General features: G+C 28.7%; 10 protein-coding genes. 3 read left to right on the forward strand and 7 right to left on the reverse strand.

Annotated elements, in window-relative coordinates:
- Positions 1-207: 207 nt before the first annotated feature.
- From ACFSSB_RS14870 to ACFSSB_RS14880, 3 genes are all read right to left on the reverse strand, one after another.
- The gene (locus ACFSSB_RS14870) at positions 208-765 is read right to left on the reverse strand and encodes an outer membrane beta-barrel protein (protein ID WP_379905643.1); all 558 of its coding nucleotides are present in this window, start codon (positions 763-765) and stop codon (positions 208-210) included.
- 87 nt (positions 766-852) lie between these two features.
- The gene (locus ACFSSB_RS14875; RefSeq protein ID WP_379905645.1) at positions 853-1,677 is read right to left on the reverse strand and encodes a DUF4412 domain-containing protein; all 825 of its coding nucleotides are present in this window, start codon (positions 1,675-1,677) and stop codon (positions 853-855) included.
- Between the two features lie 124 nt (positions 1,678-1,801).
- The gene (locus ACFSSB_RS14880; RefSeq protein WP_379905647.1) at positions 1,802-2,131 is read right to left on the reverse strand and encodes a hypothetical protein; all 330 of its coding nucleotides are present in this window, start codon (positions 2,129-2,131) and stop codon (positions 1,802-1,804) included.
- A gap of 172 nt (positions 2,132-2,303) precedes the next feature.
- Here ACFSSB_RS14880 and ACFSSB_RS14885 point away from each other — a divergent pair, with 172 nt between their 5' ends.
- Together ACFSSB_RS14885 and ACFSSB_RS14890 are read left to right on the forward strand one after the other, a co-directional pair.
- Positions 2,304-2,873 carry an RNA polymerase sigma factor gene (locus ACFSSB_RS14885; protein ID WP_379905649.1) on the forward strand — a complete coding sequence of 190 codons (570 nt, stop codon included), beginning with the start codon at positions 2,304-2,306 and terminating at the stop codon, positions 2,871-2,873.
- Positions 2,874-2,878: 5 nt separating this feature from the next.
- Positions 2,879-3,643, forward strand: a complete 765-nt coding sequence (locus ACFSSB_RS14890; RefSeq protein WP_379905651.1) for a tetratricopeptide repeat protein — start codon at positions 2,879-2,881, stop codon at positions 3,641-3,643.
- A 96-nt stretch (positions 3,644-3,739) separates the two neighbouring features.
- Here the strand turns inward: ACFSSB_RS14890 and ACFSSB_RS14895 are convergent, their stop codons facing one another.
- From ACFSSB_RS14895 to ACFSSB_RS14910, 4 genes are all read right to left on the reverse strand, one after another.
- Positions 3,740-6,493, reverse strand: a complete 2,754-nt coding sequence (locus tag ACFSSB_RS14895; protein ID WP_379905653.1) for a CHAT domain-containing protein — start codon at positions 6,491-6,493, stop codon at positions 3,740-3,742.
- Positions 6,494-6,567: 74 nt separating this feature from the next.
- Positions 6,568-7,206, reverse strand: a complete 639-nt coding sequence (locus tag ACFSSB_RS14900) for a hypothetical protein (protein WP_379905655.1) — start codon at positions 7,204-7,206, stop codon at positions 6,568-6,570.
- A 119-nt stretch (positions 7,207-7,325) separates the two neighbouring features.
- Positions 7,326-9,767 carry a ribonuclease HII gene (locus tag ACFSSB_RS14905; RefSeq protein WP_379905657.1) on the reverse strand — a complete coding sequence of 814 codons (2,442 nt, stop codon included), beginning with the start codon at positions 9,765-9,767 and terminating at the stop codon, positions 7,326-7,328.
- A 30-nt stretch (positions 9,768-9,797) separates the two neighbouring features.
- Entirely contained in the window at positions 9,798-10,397 is a 600-nt protein-coding gene (locus ACFSSB_RS14910) for a ribonuclease HII (protein ID WP_379905659.1), read from the reverse strand.
- A 163-nt stretch (positions 10,398-10,560) separates the two neighbouring features.
- Between ACFSSB_RS14910 and ACFSSB_RS14915 the strand changes: the two genes are divergently transcribed.
- Positions 10,561-12,543, forward strand: a complete 1,983-nt coding sequence (locus ACFSSB_RS14915) for a putative porin (protein WP_379905661.1) — start codon at positions 10,561-10,563, stop codon at positions 12,541-12,543.
- Positions 12,544-12,634: the final 91 nt, after the last annotated feature.

Here is a 12,634-nt window from a genome sequence, read left to right on the forward strand (position 1 = left end):
TATAGTAACCCAAAAAACACTATAGATTTATTGTTGTTTTAGATAAGTAGGTTTTATACTATATATTTTTAAAGATGATAGATGGATAGAAAATAAAAAAGCTTCAGGTTTTTAGTCTGAAGCTTTTTTGCATTTGACGACTAATTCAAATAAAAGAATAATAGCAGGAATTGTTTCTTGTAGATTCTTATTTTATAATAAAATGTATTATAGGTTGAGTAAAACTCCTGCATTTATAACCACTTGACTAAAGTCACTAACTACATACTTTGGTTCTAAATACACTTTTAGTTTTTCTGAAAAATTCCAAGTAGCTCCAGCACCTATATTAGCACCAAAAGCATTGTCTGTAATTTTTTCTGTTTCATAATCATAGTAAATGTCATAATAGGAGTTTCCGGTTTTATAGCTAGAAAAATTGGCACCAACTACAGGATATACGTTTAATTTGCTTTCTATTATATTAAAATAATAATGTGCATTAAGGTCTCCTGCTAATAGGTTACGTTGGTAACCATATATTTGGCTTCCGAAAAAGTAAGAAGCACTTGGTGAAATAGCAATATTATCTGTAATATTAAAAACGCCTTTAAGGGTAACTCCTGGTCCAGATATTTTTTCGTTATATCCTAATCCACCACCAACAGCTGTTTGTGCTTTTGTTGGTATAGCAAACAAAAAGAGTATTGCTACTATTAAAAGAGATCTGTTTGTAATAACTGGTTTGCTGCTTTGTTTTAATAATTTCATAATTGTAGTTTTCATTTTTTAAGTTTTATAGTTTTTAATTAATAGCTTTTTTAGTTTTAAAGGTTAACAGCTAAAGCTGTGTGTTTTTGGTTACTTGTTGTTTTACATCATTTTTTTATAATCGCTGCTGTTAATGGTTAGGTTGTTTTTTTCTAAGGCAATACATTTCATAACCATATTTTCTTCTTTTCTTTTAGAGGTGTTTGTAATATTCATTTCCATGGTTAACCCATTTACCAATGATAGCCAAGCTTGGTTTAAACCTTTTTTAGCTTTTGTTTTGTAAAAGGATTTTGAAAAGGAAATTCCAGCATCTTGTGTTACCCAAATGTTTCCGTAGTAATCTTTGCCTTCTACTTTATATTCATGACAGGTAAAATTTAAAATGGTTTTTGTTTTTCCTGTTGGTGTAATTTTTACTTGTTGTTCTTCTATAGTATCTTCTGTGATGCTTTCTAAGTCTAGAGCAATAGTCATTTGTGATTTTTGATTATTCATTTCCATAAACATGGTTGTAGTATTGTTGTCCATATTCATTACAGTAATCATTTGGGTATTGTTGTTTTCTAAATCTACGCTAGTCCCAATGTAATTGGCCTTTGGGTTTAAATAGTAATGAATAGTACTTGCCTGTTTTTTACTTTCTATTTGCATTACAAATTTGTGTGTAAATTGGTAAGTTTCTTGTGTAGTGTAAGTAGTGTTATTGTCTACCTTATTGGGTTCTTTTTTTATGGTTTTTTTAGAGTTGAAAGTAGAGTCAAAGTTTTTTTCGGTTTCTTTGGTTGCTTTTTGGTCAACCTTTTTTTCTAAAGTACGCTCTATAGCTCTCTCTGCTGTTTTGCTTAATTTTTTTAAAAGTTGTGCTTGTGTATTTGTGGTTAGGCACACACATAATGTAACTAGTGTTAATTTTAAAAAATTCATGATTAGATGTTTTTAGATTACACTATTTAATAGTCATATGCGTAAAAGGTTAACATTAGGACATAAAAAAACCGAAGTAAATTTACTTCGGTTAAACACATTAAATGTTTTAGCTTTCTTCTTCTCATACAGGTTCAGAGGCTGTTTTTATGCTATTCCATTCTGGTTTACTAGAATTTAAATAGGCATAAATAGGTTTTTCATTTCGTACCATGTCTCCATAAATAGGCATGTTTTTAAAAGGTAAAAAGATTGCACCAACTTTATTGGTAGTGTTATAAGTGGGTTGTGGTACTTGACTTGATTCATGTAAAAAATACATGATAAATCTGTGGTCACTACCATAACAAGTAATATATCCTTGAATTTTTATATTAATATTTCCCCAATTTGCTGAGTTTTGATAACCTAAAGTTGCTCTGTAGTAGTTTACTGTAAATTGTTTTGTTGCCATAATATTTATGGTTTTATGATTAATAGTATGGTTTAATGTGCAACGGGTTTTAAGGTTAACATTTTAGAGTTAATAGTGTTTAAAATATATATGTATAAGAAAATTAAGTAGTTATAATTAAAAAAGTTAAATTAGCAGTAGTGTGTTAACCTTTAATAATTAGTTGTATTAAATGCATAGAGTTCAAGAGAACATTACTGTTCAAGATTTAAAACAAGGTTCTGATCAGTTATTTAAAAGTATATACGAAGACAATAGAGGCAAGTTTTTAAATTTTGCTAAAAAGTATAATTTATCACAAGAGGATAATATAGATGTTTACCAAGATACATACATTATCTTTTACAATAATGTTATGGAAGGAAAGGTTACAGAGTTTACAAGTAGTATCTCTACCTATTTATTTAGTATTGGTAAGTACTTGATTTTTGATAAAATGAAAAAAAACAATAAGACTATACATCCAGATTTTGATTTGTCTATTGTTAGAGAAAGGGAAGAGCTTGTAGATCCTGATTTAGAATTAGAACAACAAGAGTTAACTGCAGAACAAATTTTATTAAAAAAGTATTTTGTTACACTCGGAAAAAAATGTCAAGAATTATTGACCTTATTTTATTACAGAGGATTTACTATAAAAGACATTATTGAAACAGGAGATTATACCAGTGAAAATGTAGTGAAAAGTACAAAATCTAGATGTATGAAAACTCTAAAAGAAAGAATTATTACACAAAATTAATAGCAATGAATAATCAAGATCTACTATATCATTATTTTTCTAACAGCTTGACAAAAGAGCAGGAGCTTGCGTTTAAAGACTTATTAGAAAATGATGCCGAATTTAAAGCACAGTTTTTATTTGAACAAAATTTAAAAGAAGTAATAAAAAGTAATGAAATAGATACTTTAAAAGCAAAACTTATAGGTTTTGAAAAAGATTTAGCAACAACAAAATCCACTAAAACAGAATATTTTAATACTGAAAAAACAAAACCTAAAACCTTTGTGTTTCATTATAAAAACCTAGCTATTGCTGCATCTATAGCATTATTAATGGGTTGGTTTGGTTATCATTCGTTTTTTAAAACAAACTATTCTGGTATGTATAATGATAATTTTAGTGTTTACCCAAATACTGTATATACCATTACAAGAGGAGATACGCAAAACTCATTAGAACGTGAAGCTTTTGTAGCTTTTGAAAGTAGAGATTATAAAACTACTATAGAGAAATTAAATGCTATTCCTGCCGAAGCAACCAAAGAGTATTTTAATTTTTATAAAGCACAAGCCTATTTAAATGTAGAAGATACTGCAAATGCAAAACGTTTATTTACGCAAGTTGTAGATAAGCATACAGACTTTGTTGCAGAATCTATTTGGTATTTAGCCTTAATATCTATAAAAGAAGAAAATAAAACCCAAGCAAAAACATATCTAGAAAACTTAGTTGGTAATTACACTTATAATCAAGAAAAAGCGAAGTTGCTTTTAAAAGAGCTTCAATAGTTTTAATTCTTCAAGGAATTTTAATTTTACAGAAATGGAATAGAAAGTTGTAATAAGAAGCTGTTTTTTTATATCATTTGTAAGTAATGCACCTCTTTATTTTCTACGTTTTCTAAGTATTACTACTAATATAATAACAATAGTTGCACCTAATAAATACCATATTAAATTACTGCCAGAGGTTAAAGCAGTGGTGTTTCCAGAAATTACAAATCCAGACCAATAATAAGGATGTACTAAAGCATTTTGCTTGTTTGCCTCTAAAAAGCTTTGTTGCGCTTTTTGTAAAGCAATATCTTTTGTGGAGTTTTTAGATAGGTTTTTATAAAAAACATCCATAATATTTAAGGCAGATGCATCATTTATTTTCCATAAAGTACTAGAAATACTAGATGCACCACTAAAGTAAAATCCGCGAGCAAGACTCATAAAACCTTCACCACGCTTTAAATTTCCTATACCACTTTCGCAAGCACTTAAGGTTACTAAATTGGTGTTGAGGTTTAAATTATACAAATCGCTTACATATAAAAGGTTGTTATTTTCTTTATTGGGTTGAAATGCTAAATAAGAATATTCTGGAGTTTCATCATTTAAAATTGCATGTGTAGCAAAATGTAGAATACCATATTTGCTGCTTTTAGTATTAAAATTTTCTAACGTAGCTTGATTATTTGTTAGTGTTTCACCTCTAAAATATTTTAGAATATCAGTAGCTTCAGAAGCATTATTAGGTAAAGGTAATAGCGTGGAAGATGTATTATTAAAACTAGGAGCAAAGGCAAGTACTTCATTATTAATTCCTTGTTTTTCGTTAAGCTGTTCTAATAAAGTTGCAGAATTAGCATAACTAATAGCATACTCTTCTACTAAGTATCTTGTGTCATCCAGATTTGTATTCAAACTAGAAAAAGGAATATAGTTTAATAGACCATCAGCTATAATAATAAGATTTTTTTGTTGCAGATTCACCAAACTTGGAGCTATTAGGTTTTCATAGAAATGATAAGTCTTATTATTTAAAAGGGTAAGATCAGATTTTGGGTTGTTTAGCATTTGGTAGATAGCAATAATTTCTTCTTCAAAATTTCTGTCTATTTTATATTTCTGAATAGATTTAGAGTTTTTAGTAATTGCTATAGTATAAATAGCGTTGTTACCATAAAAGTAAGAAAGTAATACATCCTCAGGTTGTAATTGATTTTGTAATTGGGAAACAGAAAGTACTTGCGTGTTGTATTTTAAATCATAATAGCTTTTATACTTCGTTTCAATAGTAGTGATGAGTGCTCTGTACGTATTTTTAAGTGTAAATAATTGATCTTGTAGCACATTGTTTTTAGATTGATTAATCTGTTTTTCGATATGATTTATTTGTGATTTTAGTACTTGTTCTTGCTCAATAATTTCTTTAGGAATATTAGCAAATGCTGTAGCTTTAGTACTTAAAAGCGCCTCAAGTAAAAGTGCAGATTTGCTTTTTTCGGCATAATAAAAAGCTTTGTCTATTAATGAATCTTGTTTGGTGGTTTGGTATAAATTAAAAGTAGCTTGTAAGCCAGATTCAAAAACAGGAAAAGCTTCTTCCATTAAAAAAAGCTTGTCGGTGTTGTTTTTAAAACTTGGTTTGATATCATCTAATATTTGTATGGCTTGATTAACTATAGCTATACTTTTTTCAGAATTATTTAAAATATTTAAAACAGCAGCTTTGTTTTTTAAGATTTTTAAAACAGCAGTTTGGTTAATGGTTGAAGGGTTTTTATTATTAGAAAACTGTTGCAAAGCAAGGTTGTAATTTTGTAAAGCTTTTTCAGGATTTTTAAATTTTGCGTGTAGTAAGCCTATTTTATTATACGCTTTGGCAATATCATTATGCGCTTGGTTTTTCCATTTTTGTTGTATAAGATCTAAAGCGGTTTGTAACTCTTTTTCTGCTTCAAAATAGTTGTTTTCTGCTTGTAATATTTTTGCTTTTGCTTGGTGGTAAACATGCCATCTTGGGTGGTTTTTTGAAAGATTGTTTTTTATGATGTTTAGATAATAAGAAGCGCTGTCTATTTGTTTTGTGCTTAAATAATTTTCTAATAAATGGTTTGCCTCTGTAATGATACTACTTGCGTTCCCGTTATAAAGTAAATTGTGTTGCAGTGATTTTTTAAAGTATTGGTTAGAGGCCTTGTATTGTTGTTGGTTTTTTAAAACTTCGGCTAGTAAGCTATAATTTCTATTAATTTTTTTAATGTCATTTGCTTTTTTTGTTTCTAATACATGTATGTTTTTTGTGTAGTATTCTTTTGCTAAATCATATTTACCATCATTAAAATACATTTTAGCTATAAAACTGTATGCGCTAGTTAACATATCAAGAAGATAGATATTTAACTCGCTTTCTTGTAATGTTTCTGTACTGTTTATTATGGTAAGAAATGCTGCTCTAGATTTTTCATAATCATGTAATAAATAATAATAGATGCCTTTGTCTAAATGTATAGAATTGGTGTAGAATAGTGCGTTTGGGTTTTCTTGTAATTTGTCTTCATTTTTTAAAACAATAGTATCTAATTGTATAAAATTGGTTTTCATTTTTTCTAAATCATAAAAATGAGCCGCACTTTTATTAGTTGCATTAATGCTATTAATTAAAGTTTCATAATCCTTATGCTTTTTAGCAAGTGCGTTTATTTTATCATAATAATGGTATGCAGAATCTTGTTTGGTGTAAATAAATTGGTTTGCTTTAATAAATAAGGAGTAAATATTACTTGTGTATATAGAGTCGTTAATACTTTGGCCAAATAAATTATATGTGGTTATACAAAGAAAAAAAATAAGTGTTTTGGTTTTCATAAATAAAAAAGTCTTCAAAAAAGGAATTGAAGACTAATTTACAAATATTTAAAGTATTAATATGCTGTGGTTTACTACTCTAGGTTTTGCAGATAGGCTAAAACAGAATAGCTTCTAGTTTCTGTATCTACAGTTATAAGAACTTCACCAGTAAAATTGGCTTGAGAGAGTTCAAAACTTTGATATTTTCCAATAGCATCAGTATTAGCAATCGTGTTTATTTCTGTATTGTTATTGGTGCTTGCTACTATACTTTGATCTTCTATAGAAGTAATGGTTAAATTCATTTCATCTGTTCCTGGTTGTAAAACAATATGTCTAAATGTATTGTATTCTATAAGACATAAACAAGGAGAAGGAGCAGGAGGAATAGGAGGAATTGGGTTAACAATAAAGAAAGCATTTGCAGGACTCATTATAGCATTAGCTTCTTCTTCATTACTTGCAATTTCGTTGTTTGCTTCAACAATGTTAGCTTGAGCATCATTATAACCAGGATCGCTATCTGGTACTTGTTGCCATACAGCTATTTGTGCTTCTAGTTGTGCGTTTTTTGTTTCTAAATAATATATACGTAAGTCTCCTTCGTAAATATAATTTGTAGAGGTAAATGTTACTGGTTCATCCTCATTATTAATATCGTCTTCATCACAACTAAATTGAGTAAATAAAATAAAAGATAGAAGTACTAATACTACATAACGTGTTTTCATAATTTTTTATGTTTAAGGGTTACACTGTAGTTAGTTAATAATAAGGAGAAACTAAAGTTAACAATTTTTCAAAAAAAACATAAAAAAATCAGATAAATTTTTCTGTAAGTATTTGTGTGCTAGTTTATTTGGTAAATAAGGATAGCGTTGTTTTCTCCTTTAGTAACAAATTCTAAATTTCTGTCTTTATCTATATTATTAAGTTCTATTGCAGAATTACCATATACAGGAAAATTGTTTTGCAATAAGCCATTACTGTCATATAAATACACTTTTTGTGTTTGTAGGTCTGTTACAGAAACATAAATTTTGTTGTTTATGAAAAAGAGTTTAGGTGTGTCATAATTACCAAAATCTAAATCTAAAGTTTTACTTTTTATGGTTAGTTTGTTTTCGGTCTGTGCTACTAATGTTTTGGTTGTAGTTACTAAATGGTGTTTACTACCAAGATTAAGGTTTTTGGTAGTACTGCTTCCTTTAGTACTAAAACTTACTAGTTTACCATCTTTTGTTGTAGTAGTAAATTTGTTATTATAAAGGTATAGCGCTTGGTTAGAAAAAAGGAACTTCTTTTTAGGTGTTACTCTTGTTTTACCAACGCGATCTAAAATATAGAGTTTGTTGTCTGTTTTAAAGGTTAAATAGTCTTTACGTCCTATTCTAAAATGTTGAGGTTGGTGGTTAATAGTGCTTTCTGCAGATGAAAAATTAAAGCCTTTTACTGTTTTTCCTTTGGCATCATACATTAAAACGTTTTTGTCTTGCGTTACTAATAGTCGGTATTTTTTATTCTTGTCATAATCAAAAACAGAAAGAGGTTGTGTAACTTTATCTTTAAATTTTAAAGGAAAAGGAGCAACGTCTTTTCCTTTTCTATCCAGAACATACAGTCTGTTAGGAGTTGTAAATGCTAATTGCAGTCTTCCGTTTTTGTACATGTCTATTTGTTGTACCTCTCCTAAAATAGCACCTTGTAGTTGTTTTTTCCAAAGTACTTTTCCTTTATTAGAAATAAGATATAGATTGTTGTTTATGTCTTGTACAACAATTTCTTTTTGTTTAGTAATGTGGTTGGTAACTAATTGCGGATTGTTTATTAAATCTGCTTCAAGCTTAATGTTGTATTGTTCGGTTACCGAGTTTTCTCTTGCTTTTGTTTCGTTCTTTTTTATAACAGCGTTTACATGCGCAAAGTTGGTGTCATACACAAACTGTAAAGCCGAAGTTTTATAATCTTTAAGATTAAGATTAAGATTTAGGCTTTCGTTTATATTTTTATTTATAATGTTTTTTAGGCTAGAAGGAGTAGCTACTACAAGTAAAGACGAAGCATCTGTAAGGTACTCTTTGGTGCTTTTATAATACTCTTTTTCGCTAAACGTTGTTTTGTTTTGGTAGTTTGCTACTATGTTTTCTAAGGTTTCTTTATTATTAGTAAAAACAAAGAAGTCATTGATGTTGGCATAGTAGTTGGCCTTTTTAAAAGTAATTAATGGTGAAAAAGTTTGGTTAAATAACGTAGCATCACTAAAACTAAAAATATCTATTTGTCGGTAAGTTTCTACTAAGTTTTGCTCGTTTAATAAAGCATCTTTTGTAGCAATAACATCTAATGAATTTAATATAATGGCTTGGTTGCTGCCTTGGTAAACAACACCAATTTCAATAACATTATCAAAAAGCGTATGGTTAGTAGGTATAGAGTCTGTAGCGTTAAACTGCTTTAAGTTTTCATTAAAAACAGCAAAATCATCAAAGGTAAAACTCATAAAACCATCGGCATTACTAGGTGCAATGTTGGCAATTTTATTCTCTTTAGCTAAAGTGTTTTTAAAAATGTTTATTAAGCTTTTTGTAGAGTCTGTTGCTTTTGTAATTCCGTTTAAAATAATAGCATTTTGGTTAATATCTGCATCTACAAGCGTATAGTTTGTAAAAGAGTTAAATGAAATAGAATCGTTTACAAAAACAGTATTTATTGGTTGTTTGTATTTATTGTTTACAAGAATAGAAAAAGGTTTCTTTGTATCGCTTGTTTTTAAAATGGTTTTTAAGTCTTCGTCTTTATTGGTTGTAACTAATGAAGTCTCTAAAAGTTCTTTACTAGAAGAAGCAATAAAAAGACTATCCTTAAAGGTGTTGTAAGTAATGTTTTTTTCAATTTGCGATTTGTTTATAGATAGATTTTTATAAACATAAGATTCTATTTTAATGTTTTTAAGAGAGTCTATAGCAAACAAGCCAGGCGTTTGCTTAGTAATAACAGTATATTGTAAACTATCTTTTTTGTCATAATTAAAACAAACCAAAAGTGGGTTACTAGTGTTTAAGTGTTTAAGGTTTGCTAACTGTTTTTTTAACTTGGTATAAAAAGCGCTATTTCCTAGATTTTCTAAAATATCGTTATTATCTAAATTGCTTTTTAAACTTTCTAAATTGTTAACTTGTATGATTACCGAAGCATTTTCTGGAATATAATCTGTAGTATTTATATGTTTGTTAGTTGTAGTACAACTAATAAGTAAGGTAGTAAGAAGGAATATGCTCCAAATTTTTTTCATGTAAAAGGGAATTTGTACAAATATAATAAGTTATAAGTCTAAACGTATCTGTTCAGGTAATAGTCTAAAAGATTTTCTGTGGTATTTTGTAATACCATATTTTTTAATGGCTTCTCTGTGTTCTTTTGTTGGGTAACCTTTGTTTTTTTTCCAGTTATACATTGGGAATTCTTCATGAATAGTATTCATATATGCATCTCTATAGGTTTTTGCTAACACCGAAGCAGCAGCAATACTTAAAAATTTTCCATCTCCTTTTATAATGGTTTCATGTGGAATGTTTTTATAAGGTTTAAACTTATTACCATCAACAATAATAAAGTTAGGAGTTTGTTTTAAACTTTCAATAGACTTATGCATAGCAAGAATAGATGCATTAAGAATATTTATTTCATCAATTTCTTCCTGAAAAACATGAGCAAAACCAAAACAATGTGCTTCTGTTTCAATAACAGGTTTTAATAAATCTCTCTTTTTTTCGCTTAATTGCTTCGAGTCATTAAGGATTTTATTTTTAAAATTATCAGGCAAAATTACAGCTGCAGCAGTAACAGGACCAGCTAAACAGCCTCTACCAGCTTCGTCTGTACCACATTCAAATTTTAATTTCGAGTAATTTAATTTTAGCATTTAAGTAATTGTTAAGAATAACAAGTTGTTATAAATTGTAATATTGTAATTAATACCTATTAGATATTTTCTATTTTTGCCACTTTAAACACCAAAGCTTTTGCAAAGGTGTTCAAAATTTTAACAATAGACTTTAGGTTGTTGCAAGGTCTAAAAAATAATTATGAAGCAAAAAATTCTGATATTCTTTTTATTAAGTGTTTTTCATTTTGGGTATTCGCAAGTTTCACCGAAACCAAAATTAGAAAAAGAAACAGTAAAAGACACCAAACAGTTTAATAGTTCAAATGATTCTTTGGCTACTAGAGTAAATAGAAGTTCTAGCAATGTTAAAAAAGAAGAGGAAGAAGCTAAAATTCAAGACTACTTAATAATCTCTCATAGAAGAGATACAATACATGTAGATACTACACTAACCATAAAAAAAGAGTATAAGTTTAATTATCTGCGTAAAGATAATTTTGAGCTGTTGCCTTTTTCTAATGTTGGGCAAACTTATAACAGACTAGCATATAATTTTAATAGTGATAAGCTAATGCCATTGTTTGGCGCTAGAGCTAGACACTTTAATTATATGGAAATTGAAGATATAAACTACTATCGCGTTCCAACACCATTTACAGAGCTTTATTATAAAACCGCTTTTTCTCAAGGACAACAAGTAGATGCTTTTTTTACTGTAAATACTTCGCCGCAATTCAATATGTCTATAGCTTATAAAGGCTTGCGTTCCTTGGGTAAGTATCAACACATATTAACCAGTACAGGTAATTTCAGGTTTACTACAAGTTATAACACAAAAGATAAGCGCTATATAGCAAATGCACATTTTGTAGCTCAAGATCTTTTAAATGAAGAAAACGGAGGACTTCAAGACGATAATATAATATATTTTGAAACTGGTGATCCCGAATTTAAAGACAGAGGTATTTTTGAAGTTAATTTTGAAGATGCCGAAAGTATATTAAAAGGAAAACGCTTTCATTTAGACCATCAATATAATATTATACAACCTAAAGATTCTTTAGCATCAAATAAGTTAAGTATAGGACATATTATATCCTTTGAAGATAAATTCTTTCAATATGATCAAGAAGATGAAACCGATTATTTTGGCGAGTCATTCCGTTCAAGCGATTTAAGTAAACGTGTAACACTAGAAAATTTTTATAATCAGTTAAATGTAAATTACACCAATAAAACTATTGGAACTTTACAATTTAACGTTAGCCATAATGATTATAACTATGGTTATGATAACGTTGTGGTTTTAAATCAAAATACGATAACAAACAGATTAAAAGGGCAGGTGTTAGCTCTAGGAGGAGCTTATAACAAGACTTTTAATAAATTACACGTACAAGCAGAATTAGGAGCAAACATCTCTGGAGATTTTAATGGTAATTTTCTAACAGCACAAGCAGCCTATTCTATAAATAAAGAAGCAATAGTAAGTGCTAAAATTAATACAAACTCTAAAGCGCCTAATTACAACTTTCAACTGTATCAAAACGATTATATCAACTATAACTGGAAAAACGACTTTAACAATACAAAAACACAAGAAGTAGAAATAGCACTACAGTCAAATAAAATAGCTAATGTATCTGTGAGTTTTTCAAACATTGATGATTATACCTATTTTAAAAGTAATCCCACAGATAGTTTAATAAAGCCTTATCAAAATGACCAAACAATAAACTACTTTAAGCTAAAAGTAGAAAAAGAAATAAAGTATAAAAACCTAGGCTTACATAATACTATACTGTACCAAAACGTAAAAGACAATAACAATACATTAAATATACCACAATTGGTAACACGTAATACATTATATTATACAAACCACTTCTTTAATAAAGAACTATTTTTACAAACAGGAATAACCTTTAGCTATTTCTCAAAATATTATATGAATGGTTATGATCCAGTTTTAGCAGAGCTATATGTGCAAGACCAAAAAGAGTATGGCGAATTCCCAAGGTTTGATTTCTTTATAAATGCAAAAATCCGTCAAGCAAGAATCTTTTTAAAAGCAGAACACTTTAATTCTGCATGGACAGGTTATGATTATTATTCAGCACCAAATTACCCATATAGAGACTTCACGGTTCGCTTTGGAGTAGTTTGGAACTTCTTTTTATAAAACTAATGGCGTTACCTTACTTTACAAAAGGGTAAAGTAAGGTCAGGCTATCCGCTATATCTTTTTGTAGTCATTTTTAAGTTAAACGGCT

The organism is Lacinutrix gracilariae, from assembly GCF_042684485.1.
Lineage (GTDB): Bacteria > Bacteroidota > Bacteroidia > Flavobacteriales > Flavobacteriaceae > Oceanihabitans > Oceanihabitans gracilariae.